Origin of the sequence: Achromobacter sp. D10 (assembly GCF_035282245.1) — a bacterium.
Classification (GTDB): domain Bacteria; phylum Pseudomonadota; class Gammaproteobacteria; order Burkholderiales; family Burkholderiaceae_B; genus Achromobacter; species Achromobacter insolitus.
Map to the genome: position 1 here is coordinate 46,704 of NZ_JAYJLE010000011.1, position 23,341 is coordinate 70,044.

The window sequence follows — 23,341 nt, forward strand, 5'->3', positions numbered from 1 at the left end:
GCCATGGCTGAACAAGAACGCTTGCCGCACGACCACGTGGCGCGCGCCGACGCGCTGGATCCGACGCGCTCGTTCCTGGTGCAGGCGCCTGCGGGCTCCGGCAAGACCGAGCTGCTCACGGACCGGATCCTGGCGCTGCTGGCGACAGTGAACCGTCCGGAAGAAATCGTCGCTATCACTTTCACGCGCAAGGCCGCTTCCGAAATGCATGCGCGCGTGCTGAGCAAATTGCGCCGCGGACTGGACGCGCCGCCCGAAGCCATGCACGAGCGCCGCAGCTGGGATCTGGCCCGCGCCGCGCTGGCGCGCAACGAAGCGCAGGGCTGGCATCTGCTGGATCATCCCGCGCGGCTGGCGATACGCACCATCGACTCTTTCTGCGCGGGTTTGGTGCGCAGCATGCCGTGGCTGTCGGAACTGGGCGGCATGCCCGAGATCACCGACGATGCGCGCGCCCATTACGAGGCCGCCGCGCGCGCCACCCTGGATCTCGCCGACGACTACGAAGCCGTGCGCATCCTGCTCAAGCACCTGGACGTGGACGTGCAGGCGGCCAAGGAGGCCATCGCCAGCATGCTGGGGCAGCGCGACCAATGGCTGCCGCTGCTGCGTCACGGATCCGACAGGACAGGCATGGAAGCCATGCTGGCCGAGGCCATCGGGGAAGACCTTGATGCGCTCTGCGAAGCGATGCCTTATGGCTGGGCCGAGGCGCTCTGCGGCCCGGCGCGGCTGGCCGCCACGAGCCTGCAGGATGTCGAAGGCGAAAACAAGCTGCTGGCTTTGCTGGACTGGACCGAAGAACTGCCGCCGGACGCCGACGCGCTTGATCAATGGCAAGCCGTCGCGCATCTGCTGCTGACCGGCACGGGTACCCTGCGCAAGACCGTCAACAAAAACCTGGGCTTCCCGCCCAAGTGCGCGCACAAAGAACCGTTCGTGGCCTGGTTGGAATCCGCCGACCCCGACGCGGCCTGGGTGCGGCGCCTGCATGCGGTGCGCGACGTGCCCATGCCGCATTTCACTGATGCCCAATGGGAAGTGCTGGGCGCGCAGCTCATGACCTTGGCGTTGGCGGTGGCGCAATTGCGGCTGCGTTTTGCCGACACCGGCGAGGTGGATTTCATCGAGATCGCGCAACGCGCGGCGGCCGCGCTCGGCAGCGCCGACGATCCGGGCGAACTGCTGCTGAAGCTGGACGCCTCGATCCGCCATCTGCTTATCGACGAATTCCAGGACACCAGCCAGACCCAGTTGGACCTGCTGCGCACGCTCACCTCGGGCTGGCAGCAGGGCGATGGTCGCAGCCTGTTCCTGGTGGGCGACCCGATGCAGTCCATCTACCGCTTCCGCAAGGCGGAAGTGGGCCTCTTCCTGGAGGTCGCGGACATAGGCGTGGGCGAACTGCAGCCGGATTTCCTTAACCTCACCGACAATTTCCGTTCGCAGGCGGGCATCGTCGAATGGGTAAACCAATCGTTTGCGCAACTGCTGCCGCGGCGCAGCGATGCGGCGGCGGGGGCGATTGCCTACAGTCCGTCCACCGCCTTTCACGAAGCGCTGCCGGAACCGGCAGTGCGTTTCCATCCGGCATGGTCGCGCGAGGGCGCGGCCCCCGCCGACACACAGGCCGAAGATATCGCGGTGGAACTGGTGCGCCAGGCCCTGATCGATCACAAAGGCGCCAAGCATCCCGTCGCCGTGCTGGTGCGGGCTCGCAGCCACCTGGGCAACCTGACCCGGAGGCTGGCCCAGGAAGGAATACGCTGCCGCGCGGTGGACCTGGTGCCGCTGGCGCTCAGGCCCGTGGTGGCCGATCTGGTGCAATTGGTGCGCGCCCTGTCGCACCCGGGCGACCGCCTGGCCTGGCTCTCTGTGCTGCGCGCGCCGTATTGCGGCTTGACGCTGACCTCTTTGCAGCGCCTTTTCGGCGACGATCACATCACGCCGGTGCCGGTGCTGCTGGAGCGCGCGCTGCGCATCCCGCCGCAGACTTCGTCGCAGGCCGCGCCGCCAACAGCCACCAGCGCGCCGCAGGGGTCCTTGTTCGACGCGGCGCCCGAATCGCCCGAATCGCCCGAAGCGCCATCTGCGCAGAGCGTGCTGGGCGCGGATGAATTCGAGCGCCTGCGCCAGGTGGCGGAAATCTTGCTCGACAAGCGCAATGCCTCGGGCGCCATGCCATTCGCGGCCTGGGTGGAATCGCTATGGCGCCGATTGGGCGGCCCGGCGCTATACGCCGGCCTGTCCGTCGCCAACGACGCGGAAAGCCTGTTCCAGCTGGTCGAGCGCCTGGCGCCGCACGGCGCCATCGACGTGGCGGCGCTGGATGCGGGCATCGCGCGCCTGTTCGCCGCGCCGGACGCGGCGGACGAAGACGCGGGCGCGGTCGAGATCATGACCATGCACAAGTCCAAAGGCCTGCAATTCGAAACGGTCATTCTTTACGGCCTGCACCGCGCGCCGCGCGGCGACCAGGCGCCGCTGGTGCGCTTTGAACAGAGCGGCGGCCGCGTGTTGTTCGGTCCGGTCAAGCCGCGCGCCGAGACCGAGGCGGATCCCTTGTCGCGCTACCTGGGGGCGCGCGAAGCGCGCCGCGCGTCATATGAAATCGACCGTCTGCTGTACGTGGCGGCAACGCGGGCGCGCAAGCGCCTGCATCTGGTGGGCCACGTATCGGTGGACGAGGCCAGCGGCCAGGCCAAGACGCCGTCGTCCTCCAGCCTGCTGGGACGCCTGTGGCCTTGCCTGACCGTGCCAGTCCCGCCGCCGCTGGACGGCGTAGCCATTGCGCAAGCGGAAGACGGCCCCGAGTGGCAGGGCGAGCCATTGCGGCGCGTGGACCGCGATGGCCTGGCGCAGCTGGCGCGCTTGGCGGACGTGGCGGTCAGCCCGGGCTTTGGCGCCGCGGCGCGCGGCGTCTGGGGCGAGGGCGGCGAACATCCCGCCTGGCAACTCGAAGCCGGTTACGACGCGGCCATCGGCACCTTGTCGCACGCGTGGCTGGCGCGCATCGGCCAGGACGGCGTGCAGGCCTGGTCCGCGGATGCGCTGGCCCAGCGTCTGCCCGCCATGCGCCGTCAATTGACGCGCGCAGGCATACCCGCCAGCCAGGCGGACGCGGCCTCCGAAGCCGTGCTGGAAACCTTGCAAGCGACCTTGGCGGACGAACGCGGCCTGTGGCTGCTGTCGCAATCCGGCGCGCGCCGTGAATGGCCCCTGATCGACGCCGCGGGCAAAGTGTCCGTGATCGACCTCGCGCTCAGCACCGAGGACGGCTGGCTCATCGTCGACTACAAGACCGGCCGGCCGCATCCAGGCGAGTCACCGGCAGCCTTCGCCGCGCGCATGCGGCAACGGCACGGCGACCAGCTGTTGCGCTATTGCGCGCAGGTCACGGCATTGGATGGCCGCGCCGCGCGGGCTGCGCTGTACTTCCCGCGGGCTCGCGCCTGGATCGACCTGTAGCGATAGAACCAAGCCCGCATAGACAAAGCAAGCAAGGCAAGCAAAGCAAGCAAGGCAAAGCGAAGCGAGCCAAAAGGACCAGCGAAGCGAAGTCCCACCCCCTCCCCCTCGGGGGGAGGGCCGGGGCGGGGGCGCACATATTGCCCCTCGGGGCCCGCCTGCCGAGATTCGAGCAAGCAAGCGAAGCGCAGCTCTGCTAGAATCTCGGCTGGCGGGCCCCTCCGCATGGTTCGGCGGTGAACCTGGTCAGGTCGGGAACGAAGCAGCCATAGTCGTTTAGGGTCAGTGCCGGAGTAAGGCTCGCCAACCGGATTCTTCAAAGCAGCGTGTCATGTCTATCCATGACGTTGCCGCTTTCAAGGGGGACGGGGTTATTTTCCAAGGATACGTTCCACGGGAATAAGCCCGTCCCCTTTGTGTTTCAGGCCGCGCGGAGCATGAATGCCCTGTTCCCGCGCCGAACCCCGGAAGCTGGACCGGCCATTTCGGGCCAGCTTGCGAAACAGGCTCTACAATCCACCCATGACTTATCTGGTACTGGCCCGCAAGTGGCGGCCGCGATCGTTCGATACCCTCGTGGGACAGGATCACGTGGTGCGCGCGCTGACGCATGCGCTCGACACCCAACGCCTGCACCACGCCTGGCTGTTCACCGGGACCCGGGGCGTGGGCAAGACCACGCTTTCGCGCATCCTGGCCAAGTCGCTCAACTGCGAAACAGGCATCACTTCCAAGCCTTGCGGGGTGTGCCGCGCCTGCACGGAAATCGATTCCGGGCGCTTCGTCGATTACCTCGAGCTTGACGCGGCCTCGAACCGCGGCGTCGAGGAAATGACGCAGCTGCTGGAGCAGGCGGTGTACGCGCCGGGCGCCGGACGCTTCAAGGTCTACATGATCGACGAAGTCCACATGCTGACCGGGCATGCGTTCAACGCCATGCTCAAGACGCTGGAAGAGCCGCCGCCCCACGTCAAATTCATACTGGCGACCACCGATCCGCAGAAGATCCCGGTGACGGTGCTGTCGCGCTGCCTGCAGTTCAACCTGAAGCAGATGCCGGCCGACTCCATCGTCGGGCACCTGCAGGCCGTGCTCGGCCAGGAATCGGTGGGATTCGAAGTGCCCGCCCTGCGGCTGATCGGGCAGGCGGCCGCAGGCTCCATGCGCGATGCGCTGTCGCTGACCGATCAGGCCATCGCCTATAGCGCCGGCAACCTGACCGAAGATGCCGTGCGCGGCATGCTCGGCACGATCGACCAGCGCCATCTGGTGCGCCTGCTGGACGCGCTGTCCACGGGCGATGCCAAGGGCGTGCTCGCGGTCGCGGACGAATTGGCGATCCGCGGTCTGTCCTACGCTGGCGCCCTGGCCGATCTGGCGGTGTTGCTGTCGCGCGTGGCCATCGAGCAGCGCGTGCGCGGCGTGACGCCCGCCGAGGATCCTCTTGCCGGCGACATCGCCCGGCTGGCACAGGCGCTGCATCCCGACGCCGTGCAGCTTTTCTATTCCGTGGCGGTGCATAGCCGCAGCGAATTGACCCTGGCGCCCGACGAGTACGCGGGCTTCATCATGGCCTGCCTGCGCATGCTGGCGCTCAATGGCGAAGCCGGTCCGCAGACCGCGTTGGAAGCGCCCGCCGCGCCCGCCCGCCAGACCGCCGATGCGGCTGCGGCATCCGCGCCGGTCACGGCGGCCGCTATTGTCCCCGCGGTTGCCGCAACACCGGCAGCGCCAGCGGCCGCTGCGCCGGTCCCGGCCTCTGCGGTTCAGGCGCCCGCGCCGGCCGAGGCCCCCGCCGCGCCCGTGATCAGCCCCGAGCAGGCGCCTGTACCGGATGTCGTCCCCGCGGCATCTGAACCGGACGCCGCGGCCCCGCAGACCGCCCAGGGCGATAGCGTGCCTCCCTGGGAAGATCTGCCCACCGCGCCGCCCGCGGCTCCCGAGGCCGACGCCGGCAAGGCTGCCGGCACTGCGGCGCTGGCGGTCACGCCGGCTACCGCCGCCGCTATCGCGCCTGCGCCCCAGGCCGACGACGCGGATGGTCCGCCTGCCTGGGTCGACGAAGAAATCCCGTTCGAAGCGGAAGGCGGTTACTCGCCTGACAGCGGCTTCACGTCGGATCCCGACGACGATGGTTTTGAAACCCTGGCCAGCTCGCCTTCGGCTGCGCCGCCGCCCACGGCCCCGGCTCGCCGCGAAGGCCCTCCGTCCGCGCGCAAGCGGCAGTCGCGCGCCCGCATGGCGGACATGACCTCCGACACCTGGCCTGAGTTGGCCGCGCGCCTGCCGGTCACCGGCCTGGCGGCCGAACTGGCGCGCCAAAGCGAATGGGCCGGCGTGCAGGGCGATGCCATCGTCCTGCGCGTCGCCGTCAAAACTTTGGCGGAAAGCGAAAGCCGCGTCCGTCTGCAGACGGTGCTGTGCGAACATTTCGGCCAAGGCATACGGCTGGACGTCGAGGTCGGCGCAACGGGCGAGGCGACGGCGCATGCCGTGGCCCAGGCCGAACGCGCGGCTCGCCAACAGGCCGCCGAGGACGCTGTCGCCGTCGATCCTTTCGTGCAGGCACTGGTTGCCGATTTCGGCGGCCAGGTCGTGCCCGGCTCGATCCGTCACGTCGATTCCCCCGCTGCCGCTGCTTGAAGCGGCGGCCATCTCTCATTCCCCTCATTCAAGGAAGCATCGATCATGATGAAAGGACAACTGGCCGGCCTGATGCGCCAGGCGCAGCAAATGCAGGAAAACATGAAGAAGGCGCAGGACGCGCTGGCCGAGATCCAGGTCGAAGGCGCCTCCGGTGGCGGCCTGGTCAAGGTCACCATGACCTGCCGCCACGACGTCAAGCGCGTTGCCATCGACCCGTCGCTTCTGGGTGACGACAAGGACATGCTGGAAGACCTGGTCGCCGCCGCGTTCAATGACGCACTGCGCAAGGCCGAGGCGACCTCGCAGGAAAAGATGGCGTCGGTTACCGCTGGCATGCCCTTGCCCCCGGGCATGAAGCTGCCTTTCTAAGCGCAGCCCCAAGGCCGCAATGGACCCGCTATTGCCTGAACCCGAGCCGCTCGTCTCGTTGATCGAGGCGCTGCGGCGCCTGCCTGGCGTGGGCGTGCGCTCTGCCCGGCGCATGGCTTATCACTTGCTGCAACATGACCCGCAAGGCGCGGACATGCTGGGACAGGCGTTGGCGGGCGCGGTGCGGGACCTGAAGCATTGCGCACGCTGCAATAGCTTCTCGGAAGAAGCGGTCTGCGGCACCTGCATCAACCCCAAGCGCGATCCCTCTCTGCTGTGCATCGTCGAGACGCCGGCCGACCAGAACATGATCGAGTCCAGTCACGGCTATCGTGGCTTGTACTACGTGCTGATGGGCCGCGTCGCGCCCCTGGAAGGCATCGGCCCGCGCGAACTGGATTTCGAGCGGGTGATCAAGCGCGCCACCGACGGCGTGGTGCAGGAAGTCATCCTGGCCACCAACTTCACGGCCGAAGGCGAGACCACCGCGCATTTCCTGGGCGAGGCGCTCAGCGAACGCGGCCTGCGCGTTACCCGGCTGGCGCGCGGCGTGCCCGCCGGCAGCGAACTCGAATACGTGGACGCCGGCACTATCGCGTGGGCCCTGATGGAGCGCAAGACCACCTGAAGATTACGCCCTCCGCCTGCTCGCCGGCGCGGGCCCCGTCAGTACAAAATCGTGAGCCTTCGGCAACGCATCGAGGGCCGCCTAAGCAAAAGCGAGGAGACAAACGATGTCAGCGCTGACCGGACTGAAGGTCCTGGAACTCGGCACGCTCATTGCCGGCCCGTTCGCCGCGCGCATCTTCGGCGAATTCGGCGCCGACGTCATCAAGGTGGAAACGCCGCATGGGCCTGACGGCTCGGGCGGCGGCGATCCCATTCGCAGCTGGCGCCATCTGCACGAAGGCAACTCCCTCTGGTGGACGGTGCAGGCCCGCAACAAGCAATCCATCGCACTTAACCTCAAGGACCCGCGCGCGCGTGAAATCGCTCGCCAATTGGCGCTGGACGCCGATGTCGTGGTCGAGAACTACCGGCCCGGCGTGCTTGAGAAGTGGGGCCTGGGCTATGAGCAACTGCGTGCCGTCAACCCTGCGCTCATCATGGTGCGCCTGTCTGGCTACGGGCAGACTGGTCCCATGAAAGACCAGCCGGGTTTCGGCGCCATCGGCGAATCCATGGGCGGTCTGCGGTATGTGTCCGGCCATCCGGACCGGCCGCCCCTGCGCGTGGGCATCTCCATCGGCGATTCCATCGCGGCGCTGCACGGCGTGATCGGCGCGATGATGGCGCTGCGCCACCGGGACGCCACGGGCGGGCGCTGGAACGGCAAGCAGGGCGCGGATTGCCAGGCGGGGCAGGGGCAGATGGTGGACGTGGCGCTGTACGAAGCCGTGTTCAACATGATGGAAAGCCTGGTGCCCGAATACGACGTGGCCGGCGTCGTGCGCGAACGCACCGGCGGCGCGCTGCCGGGCATCGTGCCTTCGAATACCTACACCACCCGGGATGGCCAGAACATCGTCATCGCCGGCAACGGCGACGCGATCTTCCACCGGCTGATGCGCGCCATTGGCCGCGACGACCTGGCGACGGACCCCGCGCTGGTGCGCAACGACGGCCGCGCCAGGCGCGTGGAAGAGATCGACGGCGCTATCCAGCAATGGTGCGGCGCGCGCGGCATCGAGGAGGCGCTGGGCATCCTGAAGGGCGCCGACGTGCCCGTGGGCAAGATCTACAGCGTGGCCGACATGTTCAGCGACCCGCAGTTCCTGGCGCGCCGCATGATAGAGCAACATCGCTTCCCCGACGGCACGCCCGTCAAGCTGCCAGCCGTGGTGCCCAAGTTGTCGGAGACGCCCGGAGAGACGCGCTGGGTGGGTCCGAGATTAGGGGAACATACCGAGGAAGTCCTGAAATCGCTGGGGTATGATTCAGCGGCTATAGAAGAGCTGGCGAAGACCGGCGCTATCGGTCTGCCCGACAACTAGGAGACAACCACATGTCAGTCACTCGCCGTGATCTGCTCAAGATGGCCGGCGCCGCCGGCGTCATGGGCATGGCGCCCGCTATCGTGCGCGCGCAGAAGCTGGAGAAGACCAAGGTCCAGATCGCCGTCGGCGGCAAGCCGCTGATCTACTATCTCCCCCTGTCCATCGCGGAAGCCCGCGGCTACTTCAAGGACGAAGGGCTGGACGTCAGCATTGCCGACTTCGCGGGTGGCTCCAAGGCCTTGCAGGCCGTGGTGGGCGGCAGCGCGGACATCGTATCGGGCGCGTTCGAACACACCTTGTCCATGCAGTCCAAGGGCCAGGCCTATCGCGCCTTCGTGCTGCAGGGCCGCGCTCCGATGATCGGCGTGGGCGTGTCGAAGAAGAACCTGCCCAACTACAAGAGCGCCGCCGACCTGAAGGGCAAGAAGATCGGCGTGACCGCGCCGGGCTCATCCACCAACATGGTGGTCAGCTTCTTCCTGGCCAAGCACGGCCTGAAGGCCTCGGACGTTTCCATCATCGGCGTGGGCGCAGGCGCAGGCGCGGTGACCGCCTTGCGTAGCGGCCAGATCGATGCCATTTCCAACACCGACCCGGTGGTGTCGATGCTGGAAATGCCCGGCGACATCCAGATCATCGTGGACACGCGCACGCTCAAGGACACCCAGGACATCTTCGGCGGCAACATGCCGGCGGGCTGCCTGTACGCGCCGCAAGCCTTTATCGACGCCAATCCCAACACCACCCAGGCCCTGGCCAACGCCCTGGTGCGCGCCGACAAGTGGATCCAGAAGGCCGGCGCCGACGAGATCGCCAAGGTTGTCCCGGAAACCTATCTGCTGGGCGATCCCGCCGTCTATAAGGCCGCCATTGCCAAGAGCCTGGAAGGCCTGTCGCCCGATGGCATGATCCCCGAGGACGGCGCGGCCACCGCGCTCAAGGCGCTGGCAGCCTATCAAGCGGACTTCGACGGCGCCAAGATCGATCCGTCCAAGGTCTGGACCAACGACTACGCGCGCCGCGCCAACGAGAAGTACCCCAATGGCTGAAGCCGCGCTGTCGCTGGAAAACATCAGCTGCACCTTTGTCTCCCGCGACGACCGCTCGCAGCGCTACACCGCCGTCAGCGACACTTCCCTGGCCATCGCGCCGGGGGAGTTCGTGTCGGTGGTGGGCCCGACCGGCTGCGGCAAGTCCACGCTGCTCAACGTCAGCGCCGGCCTGCTGGCGCCGTCGTCGGGCCGGGTGCAGGTGTTCGGACAGCCCCTGTCCGGCATCAACGAGCGCGCCGGCTACATGTTCCAGGGCGAGGCCCTGCTGCCTTGGCGCAGCGCGCTGGACAACGTGGTGGCCGGCCTGGACTTTGCCGGCGTGCCGCGTCCGCAAGCGCTCGAGCGCGGCCGCGAATGGATGCGCCGCGTCGGCTTGGGCGGCTTTGAAGGCCGCTATCCGCATCAGATGTCGGGCGGCATGCGCAAGCGCGCGATGCTGGCGCAGACGCTGATCCGCGACCCTGACATCATCCTGATGGACGAGCCGTTCTCGGCTTTGGACATCCAGACCCGCCAGCTCATGGAGAACGAGGTGCTGGATCTCTGGATGGCCAAACGCAAGGCCGTGCTGTTCATCACGCACGACCTGGACGAAGCCATCGCCATGAGCGACCGCGTGGTGGTGCTGTCAGCAGGGCCGGGCACGCATCCCATTGGCGAATTCACCATCGACCTGCCGCGTCCGCGCGACGTGGCCGAAGTGCGCACGCATCCGCGTTTCGTGGAACTGCACGCCGCCATCTGGGGCGTGCTGCGCGAAGAAGTCCTGAAGGGCTACGCCCAACAAAAGCGAGTCTGAGCATGCCCAAGCTGATCAAACCCGGTTCGGCCAGCCTGCGCTTGTGGCAGTTGCTGCTGCTCGTCGTCATTTTGCTGGTGTGGCATGTCGCGTCGCGCGACCCGAAAGTGGCGTTCTTCTTCGGCGAGCCGCTGAAGGTATGGGGGCGCATCTGGGCCTGGTTCGTCACCAACGCGGACATCTATACGCATCTGGGCGTGACGCTGACCGAGACCGTGCTGGCCTTTTTCATCGGCACGATCGCGGGGCTGGGCTTCGGCCTGTGGCTGGGGCTGTCGCCCGGCGCCAGCGCGATCCTGGACCCATACATCAAAGCCGCGAATTCGATGCCGCGCGTGATCCTGGCGCCCATCTTCGGCATGTGGTTCGGCCTGGGCATCTGGTCCAAGGTGGCGCTGGCCGTCACGCTGGTGTTTTTCATCGTGTTCTTCAACGTCTACCAGGGCGTGCGCGAAGTCAGCCCCACCTTGCTCGACAATGCCAGGATGCTGGGTGCGCGGCGGCGCCAGTTGCTGCGGCACGTGTACCTGCCTTCGGCCACCAGCTGGGTGTTCTCCAGCCTGCACACCTCGGTGGGCCTGGCCTTCGTCGGCGCGGTCGTGGGTGAATACCTGGGCTCTGCCAGCGGCGTGGGCTACCTTATCCTGCAAGCGGAAGGCACGTTCGACGTAAACACCGTGTTCGCGGGCATCATTGTGCTGACCGCATTTGCGCTGGTGCTGGACGCCGTGGTCGGCATAGGCGAAAAACGCCTGATGAAATGGCAGCCGAGATCCGGCGAAACCGAAAAGATCTGATTGGAGTTGTCATGGCCCGTCTACCGTACGCCGACCTGGCTCACCCTGAAGCGAAGCCCCTGGTCGATCGCATCGTCGCCGAACGGGGCAGCGTGCTGCACCTGTATCAGATGCTGCTGCACAGCCCCGCCGTGGCGGGCGGGTGGCTCAACTACCTCACCTCGATCCGCCAGCTCAGCACCTTGCCCGGCGACCTTCGCGAACTCGTGATCATGCGGGTGGCGGCCATCAATGGCGCACCGTACGAGGCTGATCAGCATGCGCCTATCGCCCTCAAAGAGGGCGTGTCCCAGGCGCAGCTGGACGCGCTGGACTCCTGGGAAAGCTCAGGCCTCTTCAACGACCGCGAGAAGGCGGTGTTGGCCTATACCGACGCCATGACGCGGCACGTTCAGGTGCCGGAACCGGTGTTCCAGGCGGCCCGGGCCGCCATGGGCTCCGACAAGCTCATGGTCGAACTGACCGCGACGGTGGCTGCCTACAACATGGTGTCGCGCTTCCTGGAAGCGTTGCAGGTGCATTCGCACGACCATCGTTAGGTTCCTCTGCGGGGCGCCAACGCCACCAGCGTCAGGATCTCGAACAGTATTTGCGCGCCCGCCTGGGCCGTAAGCGTGGAAGGATCATAGGCTGGAGATACTTCCACCAGATCGCCTCCGATGACGTCCAGGCCCGCCAGGCCGCGCACCAGCGCCAAGGCTTCACGCATCGTGAGGCCGCCCGCCTCCGGCGTTCCCGTGCCGGGGGCATAGGCCGGGTCCAGGCCGTCGATGTCGAAACTGACGTAGACGGGGGCGTTGCCCACCACCTCGCGGGCACGGCGCACAATGGCTGGAATGCCCAGCGCGCAGACTTCCTCCGCGTGGATCACGGTCATCCCCGAGTCATACGAGAATTCCCACAGGTATTCGGAAGAGCCCCGGATGCCGATCTGGATGGTTTTGATCGGATCCAGCACGCCGTCGAGGACTGCCTGGCGAAAGGGGCCGCCATGATGGAAGCGGCTTTGGTCGAACGGGCCGCCGGTGTCGCAGTGCGCATCGATATGCACCAACGCCACGGGCCGGTGCCGACCCAGGGCCCGCAAAATGGGCAGAGTGATCGAATGATCCCCGCCCGCGGATACCGGTATCACGCCGGCGGCGTGGAGCACGCGATAGGCGGCCTCGATGTCGGCGTGCGACTGCTCAAGGCTGAAGCGGCTGCTCAGAGGAACATCGCCGATGTCCGCCACGCGCAGCGCGCGCGTGGGCGCGATCCGCTGGACGTGGTTGTAGGGGCCGATGCGCTCGATGGCGCGCAGGGCGCGAGGCCCGAAGCGGCAACCGCTGCGGTTGCTGATGCCCAGGTCCATGGGGACGCCCAACAGCGCGGCCTCCAGGTCGCCGAAATCGGGCGCAGCCCAGTCGATGTGGCGGATCGGGGCATCCAGTAGCGTGGGGATACCGGCGTAAGGTGCTTGCCGCACCCCGCTCTCGTCGATGACGTCGCGCGCCACGGCGCGAAAATGTCCGTCGTGGATGACGGATTCATTCTCGCCTCCGTACTTGGCGCGCAAGGCTTGCAGGGCTTCAGGACTGAATGCCATGGATAGGTCTCCTTTTCAGACGGGGGAAATCGCTCAGACGGCACTGGCGTTGGCAGGCGCCGCATCCGGCTTGCCGTACAGGCTGACGGCGACAAAGCCCAGCAGTCCCGCAGCCAGCCCGCCATGGATCGGCCAGTTCGAATCCAGCCCGTCGGCGACCATCAGCACGATGGCCGCCGTGCAGCCCAGCATCATGCTGGCGATGGCGCCACGGGTGGTTGCGCGTTTCCAGTAGATAGCGCCCAGCAACGGGACCAGCATTCCGCCCACCAGCAGGTTGTAGGCGCAGGTGAGGGCGCTGAGCACGTCGTCCACCACCAGCGCAATGCCCAGCACGGCGATGCCCGCCAGCAGCGTATACAACCGGTTGGCGCGCACGTCGTGCGCGGCCGGGCGGCCAAGCATCCAGGGCAGCAGGTCTTCCGTGATGGTGGTCGAGGCCGCCAGCAGGGCGGCGCTTGCCGTGGACATCATGGCAGCCAGCGCGGCCGCGATCAGCAGGCCGCGCATACCGTCGGGCAAGGTGGCCCGCACGATGGCGGCGAAGGCGTTGTTGGCATCGGGCAGTTCGGGCAGCAGGACCCTTGCCGCCATGCCGATCAGCGCCAATGCCAGGCCGTACGCGATGCAGTACACGCCGGCCGCTGTGCCAGCGGCCCGCGCCACCGCGCCGCTGCGGGCCGTGAAGACGCGCTGCCAGATGTCCTGCCCCAGCAGGATGCCGAAAAAGTAGATGACGAAATAGGTGACGATGGTGCCCCAGCCTATCGACGTAAAGCCGAAACCGGAGGCCGGCAGCTTGTCCACCAACGCGTCCCAGCCCCCAGCCTTGAGCATGCACAGGGGAAGCAGGATGAAGATCAGGCCGACGGTCTTGATCAGGAACTGGACGATGTCTGTCAGCGTCAATGACCACATGCCGCCGATGGCCGAATACACCACCACGACGCCGCCACCCAACACGATGGCGATCCAGACCGGCAGGCCGAACAGCACTTGCAGCACGGTGCCGATCGCGATCACCGAAGTGGCGGCCAGCATCAGCGCATACGCCAGCATGACCAGCGCGCTGAAGCGCCGGGTTCGCTGGCTGTAGCGCCGTTCCAGCACCTGGGTGACGGTGTAGACCTTCAGGCGCAGGAGCGGCTTGGCCAGAAACAGGTTCAGCACGATGATGCCCAGGCCCAAGGCGGCGCATAGCCAGAAACCCGAGATGCCGTGCACATATCCCAGCCGCACGGTTCCGACGGTACTGGCGCCGCCCAACACGGTCGCGGCCATCGTGCCCATGTACAAGCCTGGCCCCAGGTTGCGTCCGGCCACCAGAAACTCCTCGCGCGTCTTGGCGCGTTTCATGCCGTGCCAACCCAGCAGCAGCATCGCCGCGGCATACGCAACGACGACAACGATATCCAGAATCATGCTTGTTTCCCCATTTTGTTGGCGGGACCGAGGATGCGCCGGACGCGGACATCGATGTCGCGAAAGCGTAGGCCCCGGTTCAAGTGCTTATCGGTATGGCCCGTGGCGTCACGGCGTCGTTACGCGTTAATCGTTCTTAGATTCGCGGGCGCATGGCGGCGGGCAGGTGCAGATCTTAGGAAAGCCGGTTATATCGATCCATGTTCAATTGGCGGTATGAACATGGGCCGTCGCCGATCTTTACCTTGGGTTTTCCTGCATGCTGACTTCGACCACCGACCTGGACATACGGCTGTTGCGCATCTTCCTTGCCATCGTGGATGCGGGCGGCGTTTCGGCGGCGCAGGGCGCGCTGGGCGTGGGCCAGTCGACAATCAGCGAGCAGTTGGCCACGCTGGAAGTTCGGCTGGGATTCACGCTGTGCGAACGCGGGCGGGGCGGCTTTCGCCTGACGGCAAAGGGCGAGCGCTTTGTGCGGATGGCGCGCGGTCTGCTGAATACGCTCAGCGATTTCAGCGCCGAGGCGCGCAACATGGACAAGCAATTGGTCGGACGCCTGACGCTAGGACTGTGCGGCCATTCCACCATGCAGCAGAACGTGCGCATGGCTCAGGCCATCGAGCGCTTTCGCCAGCGCGACGAAGCCGTGCGGCTGTCACTGCGAGTGTGCGGTCCGCGCGAACTGGAAGGGCTGCTGCTGCAGGGCGAGATCCAGGTAGCAATAGGCTATTTCTGGCATCGCGTCCCGTTCCTGGATTACACGCCCTTGTATGCAGAGCGGCAGGTTGCCTGTTGCGGGCCCTCGCATCCGTTGGCGGCGAGGGCGGGGCGGGCGACTCAGGAAGACGTCGCTCAGTGGGAGTGGGCGTGGCGGACTTATCCCGTGCCGGAGGCCGAATTCCCGGACTGGCAGGCGCGGGTCACGGCGGAGGCCGACAACATGGAAGCGGTGGCGATGCTGGTGCTGTCCGGCGCGCATCTGGGATATCTTCCAGAACACTTCTGCAGGCCGTATATCGAGGCGGGACTGCTCCATGCCCTGAACCCCGAAGTGCTGCACTACGACGTCACTTTCCGGATGGTCACGCGGCGGCGCGCTGCCCTGGACGAAGTAACGCGCGCATTCGTTGCCGACATGCGCGCGGGCGTCTAGCGGCCAGGCCGTCGGCGGCGCCGGCGGCCCGGTTCCGTCTCAGGCGCGTTGCGCCTCGATCAGCGCATCCAGCTTGACCGCGTCCGCCACGAACAGGCGGATGCCTTCCGACAGCTTTTCGCTGGCCATCGCATCGTCGTTGAGCAGGGTGCGGAACGTGACCTCGTCCGCTCCGATGCGCGCAATGTTGGCGGGGACGTCGTCGGCGCGCAGCTGCGCGGGCGCATCGCCCTCGGTGCTTGCCAGTTTGGTCAGCAGTTCAGGGCTGATGGTCAGCAGGTCGCAGCCCGACAGCGCCAGGATCTGGCCGACGTTGCGGAAGCTGGCGCCCATGATTTCGGTGGGAATGCCGAAGTGCTTGTAGTACTGATAGATCCGGGTAACGGACAGCACGCCCGGATCGCGAGCGCCCGCGTTGTCGGCCTCGACCCAGGTGGCGCCGGCGGATTTCTTGTGCCAGTCATAGATGCGGCCGACGAAGGGCGAAATCAGTTGCACGTGCGCATCGGCGCAGGCAACCGCCTGCGGCAGCGAGAACAGCAGGGTCAGGTTGCAGCGCACGCCTTCGGACTGCAACGCGCGGGCCGCCTGTATGCCTTCCCAGGTCGATGCGATCTTGATCAGCACGCGTTCGCGCGGCACGCCGGCGGCTTCGTACAGGGCGATCAGGCTGCGGGCGCGTTCGATGGTGGCGCGGGTGTCGAACGACAGGCGGGCGTCCACCTCGGTGGACACGCGTCCGGGGACGATGTCCAGGATCGCGCGGCCAAAGGCAACCAGCAGGCGGTCCATGAGTTCGGCGGTGGATGCGCCGCGGTGTTCGCGCGCGGTCTTTTCCAGCAGCGGACGATAGGCGTCCTGCTGGACGGCCTTGAGAATAAGGGACGGATTGGTGGTGGCGTCGGTGGGACGCAGCGCCTTCATGGCTTCGAAATCCCCCGTGTCGGCGACGACGGTGGTGTGGTTGCGCAGGGCGTCAAGTTGGCTGGACATGGACGATACGGCTCGCAGCTGGCTAGGGTTGAAGGTGTCCTAGCGTATCACTGAGGCCGTCCTGCCGCTGTCGGCCGGACGAGGGAGGGGGGGCAGCGGGGCGCGGAAAAACAGGCCAAAATGCCGTTTCCGGCCTTATTTGGCGCGGTTCGCCGGGAAAAACGGCCGCTCAAGGTATAATCCGAAGGTTTGATTATCGATTCTAAAACCGGGGTTTACTGTGCTGCCGCAACTCTTTCCCGAGGGGATCAACCGCTTCCCTCCTGCAATTCTGGCTCTGGCGGACGGTACCATTTTTCGAGGCGTGTCGATCGGTGCGCCTGGCCATACCGTCGCCGAAGTGGTGTTCAACACCGCAATGACCGGGTACCAGGAAATTCTCACCGATCCCAGCTACAGCGGCCAGATCGTCACGCTGACCTATCCGCACATCGGCAACACCGGCGTCAACGCCGAGGACGTGGAAGCCAAGCGCGTCTTTGCCGCCGGCCTGGTGGTCCGCGACTGTCCCGCCCGCGTGTCGAACTTCCGTTCCACGCAATCGTTGCCTGAGTACCTCTCCGAGCAAGGCGTCGTCGCCATTTCCGGCATCGACACCCGCAAGCTCACCCGCATCCTCCGCGAGAAGGGCGCCCAGGGCGCCTGCATCTTCGTCGGCACCGACGCAGAGCGCGCCGTCGAACTGGCCCAGGGCTTTGCCGGCATGGCCGGCCAGGACCTGGCCAAGGTCGTGTCGGTCAAGGACCGCGCCGAATGGACCGAAGGCACCTGGCAACTGGGCGAGGGCTTCTCCAAGCCCGACCAGTCCAAGTTCCATGTCGTGGCCTACGACTTCGGCATCAAGACCAACATCCTGCGCCTGCTGGCCGACCGCGGCTGCCGTCTCACGGTGGTGCCGGCCCAGACCAGCGCCGAGGAAGTCCAGAAGCTCAATCCCGACGGCGTGTTCCTGTCCAACGGCCCCGGCGACCCCGAGCCCTGCGACTACGCCATCGAGGCCACGCGCGCCTTCCTGGACAAGAAGCTGCCGGTGTTCGGCATCTGCCTGGGCCACCAGATCATGGGCCTGGCGCTGGGCGGCAAGACGCTCAAGATGAAGACCGGCCACCACGGCGCCAACCACCCCGTGCAGGACCTCCAGTCCAAGCGCGTGTTCATCACCAGTCAGAACCACGGTTTCGCGGTCGACGCAGCCAGCCTGCCGGCCAACGCGCGCGTGACGCATGTCTCGCTGTTCGATGGCACGCTGCAGGGCTTCGAGCTCACCGACCGCCCGGCCTTCTGCTTCCAGGGCCACCCTGAAGCCAGCCCGGGTCCGCACGACATCCTGGAGCTGTTCGACAAGTTCATCAGCCTGATGTCCGGCCAAAAGTAAAGATTGCATCATGCCCAAGCGTACAGACCTAAAAAGCATACTCATCATCGGCGCCGGCCCCATCATCATCGGGCAGGCCTGCGAATTCGACTATTCCGGCGCGCAGGCTTGCAAGGCGCTCAAGGCCGAGGGCTACCGCACCATCCTGGTGAACAGCAACCCCGCCACGATCATGACGGACCCGGAAACGGCCGACGTCACCTACATCGAGCCCATCACCTGGCAAGCCGTCGAAAAGATCATCGAGCGTGAAAAGCCCGATGCGCTGCTGCCCACGATGGGCGGCCAGACCGCGCTGAACTGCGCGCTGGACCTGGCCCACCACGGCGTGCTGAAGAAGCACAACGTGGAACTGATCGGCGCCAACGAGCACGCCATCGAAAAGGCCGAGGACCGCCAGAAGTTCAAGCAGGCCATGACCGACATCGGCCTGGAATCGGCCAAGTCGGGCGTTGCCCACAGCATGGAAGAAGCCTGGGAAGTGCAGCGCCGCATTGCGGCCGAAGTCGGCACCTCCGGCTTCCCCGCCGTGATCCGCCCCAGCTTCACCATGGGTGGCTCGGGCGGCGGCATCGCCTACAACGCCGAAGAATTCGAAACCATCTGCCGCCGTGGCCTGGAAGCTTCGCCCACCAGCGAACTGCTGATCGAAGAGTCGTTGCTGGGCTGGAAGGAATTCGAGATGGAAGTGGTCCGCGACAAGGCGGACAACTGCATCATCGTCTGCTCCATCGAGAACCTGGACCCGATGGGCGTGCACACGGGTGACTCCATCACCGTGGCGCCGGCCCAGACGCTGACCGACAAGGAATACCAGATCATGCGTAATGCATCGATCGCGGTATTGCGCGAGATCGGCGTGGATACGGGCGGCTCGAACGTGCAGTTCGCCGTGAATCCCAAGAACGGCCGCATGATCGTCATTGAGATGAACCCGCGCGTGTCGCGTTCGTCGGCGCTGGCGTCCAAGGCCACCGGCTTCCCGATCGCCAAGGTCGCAGCGCGCCTGGCCGTGGGCTACACGCTGGACGAGCTCAAGAACGAAATCACGGGCGGCGCCACGCCGGCTTCGTTCGAGCCCTCGATCGACTACGTCGTCACCAAGGTGCCGCGTTTCGCCTTCGAGAAATTCCCCACCGCCGACGCGCGCCTGACGACCCAGATGAAGTCCGTGGGCGAAGTCATGGCCATCGGCCGCACCTTCCAGGAATCGTTCCAGAAGGCGCTGCGCGGCCTGGAAGTGGGTGTCGACGGCCTGAACCAGAAGACCACCGACCGCGAGAAGCTGCAGGTCGAATTGGGTGAGCCCGGTCCGGAACGCATCTGGTACGTGGGCGACGCCTTCGCGCAGGGCTTCACGCTGGACGAAGTGCACGCCATCACGCACATCGACCCCTGGTTCCTGTCGCAGATCAAGGAAATCGTCGACATCGAGCTGGCGCTCGAACAGAAGACGCTGGCCGATCTGGACTACGCCACGCTGTGGGAACTCAAGCGCCGCGGTTTCTCCGACCGCCGCCTGGCTTTCCTGCTGGATTCCTCGGAATCCGAGGTCCGCAAGCTGCGCCACCAGCTGAACGTGCGCCCGGTCTACAAGCGCGTGGATACCTGCGCCGCTGAATTTGCCACCCGCACGGCCTACATGTACTCGACCTACGAGGAAGAGTGCGAAGCGGCGCCCACCGACCGCAAGAAGATCGTGGTGCTGGGCGGCGGTCCGAACCGCATCGGCCAGGGCATCGAGTTCGACTACTGCTGCGTGCACGCGGCGCTGGCGCTGCGCGACGACGGGTACGAGACCATCATGGTCAACTGCAACCCGGAAACCGTGTCCACCGACTACGACACCTCGGATCGCCTGTACTTCGAGCCGCTCACGCTCGAAGACGTGCTCGAGATCGTCCACAAGGAAAACCCGGTCGGCATGATCGTCCAGTACGGCGGCCAGACCCCGCTGAAGCTGGCGCGCGCCCTGGAAGCCAACGGCGTGCCCATCATCGGCACCAGCCCCGAATCCATCGACGTGGCCGAAGACCGCGAGCGCTTCCAGAAGCTGCTCAACAAGCTTGGCCTGCGCCAGCCGCCCAACCGCACCGCGCGCACGGAAGGCGAGGCCCTGGCCCACGCCGCTGAAATCGGCTATCCGCTGGTGGTGCGTCCCAGCTACGTGCTGGGCGGCCGCGCCATGGAAATCGTGCACGAGCAGCAGGACCTCGAACGCTACATGCGCGAGGCCGTGAAGGTCAGCAATGACTCGCCCGTGCTGCTGGACCGCTTCCTGAACAACGCCACCGAAGTGGACGTGGACTGCCTGGCAGACGGCGAAACCGTCTTCATCGGCGGCGTCATGGAACACATCGAACAGGCTGGCGTGCACTCGGGCGACTCGGCTTGCAGCCTGCCTCCGTATTCGCTGTCGGCGGAAGTCATCGCCGAGATCAAGCGCCAGACCACGATGATGGCCAAGGCATTGAACGTCAGCGGCCTGATGAACGTACAGTTCGCGATCCAGGGCGGTGACGTCTACGTGCTGGAAGTGAACCCGCGCGCCTCGCGCACGGTGCCCTACGTCTCCAAGGCCACCGGCCTGCAGCTGGCCAAGATCGCCGCGCGCGCCATGGCCGGCCAGACGCTGGCCGCGCAAGGCATCACCAAGGAAGTCGTGCCGCCTTATTTCTCGGTCAAGGAAGCCGTGTTCCCGTTCGTGAAGTTCCCGGGCGTGGATACCATCCTGGGTCCTGAAATGAAGTCGACCGGCGAAGTGATGGGCGTGGGCACCAGCTTCGGCGAAGCCTTCGTGAAGTCGCAATTGGCCGCGGGCGTGCGCCTGCCGGAATCCGGCACGGTGTTCATCAGCGTCAAGAACCAGGACAAACCCCTGGCCGTGGAAGTGGCGCGCGGCCTGCACGCCCTCGGTTTCAAGCTGGTCGCCACGCGCGGCACGGCCGCCGAGATCGAAGCCGCCGGCATCCCGGTGCAATTGGTGAACAAGGTCACCGAAGGCCGTCCGCACATCGTCGACATGGTGAAGAACGGCGAGATCTCGCTGGTCATCAACACCGTCGAAGAGCGTCGCAACGCCATCGCTGATTCGCGCACCATCCGCACCCAGGCGCTGGCCGCCCGCGTGACCTTCTTCACGACCATCGCCGGCGCCCGCGCCGCGGTCGAAGGCATGCAATACCTGCGCCAAGGCCTGGGCCTGCAGGTGTATCCGCTGCAGGAGCTGCACGCTTCCTTGCACGGTTAAGCCGGCTGGCGAACAATAGGGCACGCGAGAGCGTGCCCTATTTTTTTGCAACGCGATTCCGCAACGCCACTACAGGCATCAGGCAAACATGGAAAGAGTCTTCATCACCGGCGCCAGCAGCGGCCTGGGACGCGCCCTGGCGCAGCAGTACGCCTCCACCGGCGCCACCCTGGGCCTGGTGGGCCGGCGCGAGGACGCCCTGCGGGAATTGGCCGACAGCCTGCCCGGCGAGCATCGGTGCTACGCGGTCGACGTGCGCGACCGGCAGGCGCTGCATGCCGCTGCCCTGGATTTCATCGCGTTCTGCCAAGGGCGGGTGGACGTCGTCATTGCCAGCGCCGGCATCAGCGCCGGTACGCTGACCGAGCACGGCGAGGACTACGACGTCTTCAAGGCCATCGTCGATACCAATCTGCTGGCCACCGTGGCGACCTTCGAACCCTTCATTGCGTCCATGCGTGCGGCGGGGTCGGGACGGCTGGTGGGCATCGCCAGCGTGGCGGGAGTCAGGGGATTGCCGGGGGCGGGCGCCTATAGCGCGTCCAAGTCGGCTGTGGTTACCTATTGCGAAAGCCTGCGCCTGGAGCTGGCGGCCGAAGGCATAGACGTGGTGACCATAGCGCCCGGCTACATCAAGACGGCCATGACGGCGCACAACCCGTACTCCATGCCTTTCCTGATGGAAGCGGATGCCTTCGCCCGCCGCGCGCGCAGCGCGATCGAGCGGGGCACTTCCTATGTGGTGATTCCGTGGCAGATGGGCATTGTGGCCAAGCTGATGCGCCTATTGCCCAATGCCGTCTACGACCGGTTGGCGCGCAACGCGCCGCGCAAGCCGCGACGCGAGCGCTGAACGCTCAAGGCACGACGTCGTTGCCGACTTCGTCGGCCACGTGGCCCACGTCGCCCCAGTCCAGTACCTGCCACTTGCGGCCCTGAACGCCGACGCGGTTGATGCTTACGTTCAGCAAAGCGGCGTCGCGCGGGCCGTTCAGCGGCACGCCCGAGGCATGGCGCCAGATGATGTCCAGCACGCCGCCGTGCGTGAACATCAGGATACGTTCGTCGTCGTGCCGGCTGGCGATGTCGTCTACGGTGGAAATCACCCGGGACTGGAACTGGCCCAGGGTTTCGCCGCCGTCCAGCGGACGCAGCGGATCGCGGCTTTTCCAGGCCGCCGCGGCCTCGGGGGCCAGCACGTCGATGCGCTCGTGGTCCAGGCCTTCCAGTACGCCAAAACCGCGCTCGCGGATGCCTGGCTCCACACGGACACGCAGCCCCAGCTGTTCGGACACGGGCAGGGCGGTGGCATGGGCGCGCTGCAGGTCGCTGCTGTAGATGGCGTGGATCGGGGTGCGGCGGGCCTCTTCGCGCATGCGCGCGGCCAGCAGGCTGGCCTGGTTGACGCCGAATTCGTTCAGGGGAATGTCTTGCCAGCCTTGCAGGCGCCGCTGGCGGTTCCAGTCGGTTTCGCCGTGGCGGATGAACCAGATTTCAGTCATTACGATCTTGATGCAGGGATTAAAGCTGGGAGGGCGCGATGGGCGCGCGCGGTTTCCAGATGGTTTGAATGATCGAGCTTAACGCGACCAGCGCGGGCTCGCTAGCGCGCTCGTAGGGCAGGATGAATCCCAGCATGGCGTCCACGCGAGCCTGGCCCCAGACGATGAAGTCGTTCGAGGCCGCGCCCGCGAGCGCCGCTTCCTCGCGCAACAGGGCGCAACCGGCGCCGGCGCGCACCAGCGCGTCCAGGTTGGCCTGGTCGTCGTTCTGCATCACGATGCGTGGCGACAGGCCGTGGCGTTCGAACATGTCGCGCAGCAGCAGGTGCGTGTGGCTGCCGGACGGGCCGTCCAGCCAGGGCAGTTGCGCCACCTCGCGCCAGCCGCCGCGCTTGAGTACCGCGGCGTGCTCCCGCGGCATGGCGATCCTGTAGCGCACGCTGCGCAAGGGTTGCCAAAGCACGCCGCGCGGCGGATTGGCGGCGATGATCAGCGCAGCCGGCAGACGGCCCGTGCTGACCTGTTCCGCCAGCGTGGCGGCGGGCAGGGTCTGGGTCTTCAGTTCGACCAGCGGCAGGCGCTGGGTCACCGCCGACGCCAGCTCGCCCAGGCGCAGGAAATCGGGCTTTTCGCTGGGCACGCCCAGCTCCACCGCGCCATGCAGGCTGCCCTGTAGTTGCTGGGCCTCGGATTTGAACTGTGCACCCAACACCAGAAGCGATTCGGCCGTGGGCAGCAGCACCTCGCCAGCCTTGGCCAGTGTCAGCCGGCCGCCGCTGCGATCGAACAGCGCCACGCCCAGGCTTTGTTCCAGCGCCTTGATCTGCGCCGTCACGGCAGGTTGGGTCAGCGACAGCGCCTCGGCTGCCTTCGTCAGATTGCCCAACCGGGCGACCGTGACGAAGGCGCGGATCTGATAGATTTCCATGG

18 protein-coding genes and 1 other RNA gene are annotated in these 23,341 nt (G+C 66.4%); 14 read left to right on the forward strand and 5 right to left on the reverse strand.

What is annotated here, in order from left to right; translation table 11 throughout:
- The first annotated feature begins 3 nt into the window (after positions 1 to 3).
- The 10 genes from VCS63_RS23215 (at position 4) to VCS63_RS23260 (ending at position 11,667) form a co-directional block, all read left to right on the forward strand.
- Positions 4 to 3,468 (forward strand): UvrD-helicase domain-containing protein, encoded by a 3,465-nt coding sequence (locus VCS63_RS23215; RefSeq protein ID WP_323881094.1) that lies wholly within the window; start codon positions 4 to 6, stop codon positions 3,466 to 3,468.
- Between the two features lie 210 nt (positions 3,469 to 3,678).
- Positions 3,679 to 3,776: signal recognition particle sRNA small type (gene ffs, locus VCS63_RS23220), an RNA gene on the forward strand.
- 214 nt (positions 3,777 to 3,990) lie between these two features.
- Positions 3,991 to 6,111, forward strand: coding sequence for a DNA polymerase III subunit gamma/tau (locus tag VCS63_RS23225; RefSeq protein ID WP_323881095.1), 2,121 nt, complete (start codon positions 3,991 to 3,993; stop codon positions 6,109 to 6,111).
- A gap of 45 nt (positions 6,112 to 6,156) precedes the next feature.
- Positions 6,157 to 6,483, forward strand: coding sequence for a YbaB/EbfC family nucleoid-associated protein (locus tag VCS63_RS23230; protein ID WP_042794716.1), 327 nt, complete (start codon positions 6,157 to 6,159; stop codon positions 6,481 to 6,483).
- Between the two features lie 19 nt (positions 6,484 to 6,502).
- Positions 6,503 to 7,111 (forward strand): recombination mediator RecR, encoded by a 609-nt coding sequence (recR, locus tag VCS63_RS23235; protein WP_063643141.1) that lies wholly within the window; start codon positions 6,503 to 6,505, stop codon positions 7,109 to 7,111.
- A 106-nt stretch (positions 7,112 to 7,217) separates the two neighbouring features.
- A complete protein-coding gene (locus VCS63_RS23240; protein WP_063643139.1) occupies positions 7,218 to 8,477 on the forward strand; it encodes a CaiB/BaiF CoA transferase family protein in 1,260 nt (419 codons plus the stop codon).
- Between the two features lie 11 nt (positions 8,478 to 8,488).
- Positions 8,489 to 9,529, forward strand: coding sequence for an ABC transporter substrate-binding protein (locus VCS63_RS23245; protein ID WP_042794712.1), 1,041 nt, complete (start codon positions 8,489 to 8,491; stop codon positions 9,527 to 9,529).
- Positions 9,522 to 10,331, forward strand: coding sequence for an ABC transporter ATP-binding protein (locus VCS63_RS23250; protein WP_042794711.1), 810 nt, complete (start codon positions 9,522 to 9,524; stop codon positions 10,329 to 10,331). Before VCS63_RS23245 ends, VCS63_RS23250 begins: the two co-directional genes overlap by 8 nt.
- Positions 10,332 to 10,333: 2 nt before the next feature.
- Positions 10,334 to 11,128, forward strand: coding sequence for an ABC transporter permease (locus VCS63_RS23255; RefSeq protein WP_042794710.1), 795 nt, complete (start codon positions 10,334 to 10,336; stop codon positions 11,126 to 11,128).
- An 11-nt stretch (positions 11,129 to 11,139) separates the two neighbouring features.
- The gene (locus tag VCS63_RS23260; RefSeq protein ID WP_323881096.1) at positions 11,140 to 11,667 is read left to right on the forward strand and encodes a carboxymuconolactone decarboxylase family protein; all 528 of its coding nucleotides are present in this window, start codon (positions 11,140 to 11,142) and stop codon (positions 11,665 to 11,667) included.
- Here the strand turns inward: VCS63_RS23260 and speB are convergent.
- Together speB and VCS63_RS23270 are read right to left on the reverse strand one after the other, a co-directional pair.
- A complete protein-coding gene (gene speB, locus VCS63_RS23265) occupies positions 11,664 to 12,716 on the reverse strand; it encodes an agmatinase (RefSeq protein ID WP_063643133.1) in 1,053 nt (350 codons plus the stop codon). The genes VCS63_RS23260 and speB overlap by 4 nt on opposite strands.
- Before the next feature lie 33 nt (positions 12,717 to 12,749).
- Complete coding sequence (locus VCS63_RS23270) at positions 12,750 to 14,138, reverse strand: sodium:solute symporter (protein WP_076815036.1); 1,389 nt, start codon at positions 14,136 to 14,138, stop codon at positions 12,750 to 12,752.
- A gap of 259 nt (positions 14,139 to 14,397) precedes the next feature.
- Here VCS63_RS23270 and VCS63_RS23275 point away from each other — a divergent pair, with 259 nt between their 5' ends.
- Complete coding sequence (locus VCS63_RS23275) at positions 14,398 to 15,291, forward strand: LysR family transcriptional regulator (RefSeq protein ID WP_063643126.1); 894 nt, start codon at positions 14,398 to 14,400, stop codon at positions 15,289 to 15,291.
- Between the two features lie 39 nt (positions 15,292 to 15,330).
- Here VCS63_RS23275 and tal read toward each other — a convergent pair whose 3' ends face one another.
- Positions 15,331 to 16,284, reverse strand: a complete 954-nt coding sequence (gene tal / locus VCS63_RS23280; RefSeq protein WP_042794706.1) for a transaldolase — start codon at positions 16,282 to 16,284, stop codon at positions 15,331 to 15,333.
- Between the two features lie 220 nt (positions 16,285 to 16,504).
- On the opposite strand from tal, the gene carA reads away from it, so the two are divergent.
- The 3 genes from carA (at position 16,505) to VCS63_RS23295 (ending at position 21,762) form a co-directional block, all read left to right on the forward strand.
- On the forward strand, positions 16,505 to 17,659 hold the full coding sequence (gene carA, locus VCS63_RS23285; protein WP_042794705.1) for a glutamine-hydrolyzing carbamoyl-phosphate synthase small subunit: 1,155 nt from the start codon (positions 16,505 to 16,507) through the stop codon (positions 17,657 to 17,659).
- Between the two features lie 10 nt (positions 17,660 to 17,669).
- Positions 17,670 to 20,909 (forward strand): carbamoyl-phosphate synthase large subunit, encoded by a 3,240-nt coding sequence (gene carB, locus VCS63_RS23290; protein WP_063643124.1) that lies wholly within the window; start codon positions 17,670 to 17,672, stop codon positions 20,907 to 20,909.
- 88 nt (positions 20,910 to 20,997) lie between these two features.
- Positions 20,998 to 21,762 (forward strand): SDR family oxidoreductase, encoded by a 765-nt coding sequence (locus VCS63_RS23295; protein ID WP_175200829.1) that lies wholly within the window; start codon positions 20,998 to 21,000, stop codon positions 21,760 to 21,762.
- Positions 21,763 to 21,766: 4 nt separating this feature from the next.
- Here the strand turns inward: VCS63_RS23295 and VCS63_RS23300 are convergent, their stop codons facing one another.
- Together VCS63_RS23300 and VCS63_RS23305 are read right to left on the reverse strand one after the other, a co-directional pair.
- Positions 21,767 to 22,411, reverse strand: a complete 645-nt coding sequence (locus tag VCS63_RS23300; protein ID WP_063643119.1) for a histidine phosphatase family protein — start codon at positions 22,409 to 22,411, stop codon at positions 21,767 to 21,769.
- A 19-nt stretch (positions 22,412 to 22,430) separates the two neighbouring features.
- Positions 22,431 to 23,339 (reverse strand): LysR family transcriptional regulator, encoded by a 909-nt coding sequence (locus tag VCS63_RS23305; protein ID WP_042794700.1) that lies wholly within the window; start codon positions 23,337 to 23,339, stop codon positions 22,431 to 22,433.
- Between the last annotated feature and the right edge of the window lie 2 nt (positions 23,340 to 23,341).

Bases quoted from the DNA above. Each gene is read 5' to 3' on its own strand.
- VCS63_RS23215 (WP_323881094.1), top strand. From the start codon at position 4: ATGGCTGAACAAGAACGCTTGCCGCACGACCACGTGGCGCGCGCCGAC.
- VCS63_RS23225 (WP_323881095.1), top strand. From the start codon at position 3,991: ATGACTTATCTGGTACTGGCCCGCAAGTGGCGGCCGCGATCGTTCGAT.
- VCS63_RS23230 (WP_042794716.1), top strand. From the start codon at position 6,157: ATGATGAAAGGACAACTGGCCGGCCTGATGCGCCAGGCGCAGCAAATG.
- recR (WP_063643141.1), top strand. From the start codon at position 6,503: ATGGACCCGCTATTGCCTGAACCCGAGCCGCTCGTCTCGTTGATCGAG.
- VCS63_RS23240 (WP_063643139.1), top strand. From the start codon at position 7,218: ATGTCAGCGCTGACCGGACTGAAGGTCCTGGAACTCGGCACGCTCATT.
- VCS63_RS23245 (WP_042794712.1), top strand. From the start codon at position 8,489: ATGTCAGTCACTCGCCGTGATCTGCTCAAGATGGCCGGCGCCGCCGGC.
- VCS63_RS23250 (WP_042794711.1), top strand. From the start codon at position 9,522: ATGGCTGAAGCCGCGCTGTCGCTGGAAAACATCAGCTGCACCTTTGTC.
- VCS63_RS23255 (WP_042794710.1), top strand. From the start codon at position 10,334: ATGCCCAAGCTGATCAAACCCGGTTCGGCCAGCCTGCGCTTGTGGCAG.
- VCS63_RS23260 (WP_323881096.1), top strand. From the start codon at position 11,140: ATGGCCCGTCTACCGTACGCCGACCTGGCTCACCCTGAAGCGAAGCCC.
- speB (WP_063643133.1), bottom strand. From the start codon at position 12,716: ATGGCATTCAGTCCTGAAGCCCTGCAAGCCTTGCGCGCCAAGTACGGA.
- VCS63_RS23270 (WP_076815036.1), bottom strand. From the start codon at position 14,138: ATGATTCTGGATATCGTTGTCGTCGTTGCGTATGCCGCGGCGATGCTG.
- VCS63_RS23275 (WP_063643126.1), top strand. From the start codon at position 14,398: ATGCTGACTTCGACCACCGACCTGGACATACGGCTGTTGCGCATCTTC.
- tal (WP_042794706.1), bottom strand. From the start codon at position 16,284: ATGTCCAGCCAACTTGACGCCCTGCGCAACCACACCACCGTCGTCGCC.
- carB (WP_063643124.1), top strand. From the start codon at position 17,670: ATGCCCAAGCGTACAGACCTAAAAAGCATACTCATCATCGGCGCCGGC.
- VCS63_RS23295 (WP_175200829.1), top strand. From the start codon at position 20,998: ATGGAAAGAGTCTTCATCACCGGCGCCAGCAGCGGCCTGGGACGCGCC.
- VCS63_RS23300 (WP_063643119.1), bottom strand. From the start codon at position 22,411: ATGACTGAAATCTGGTTCATCCGCCACGGCGAAACCGACTGGAACCGC.
- VCS63_RS23305 (WP_042794700.1), bottom strand. From the start codon at position 23,339: ATGGAAATCTATCAGATCCGCGCCTTCGTCACGGTCGCCCGGTTGGGC.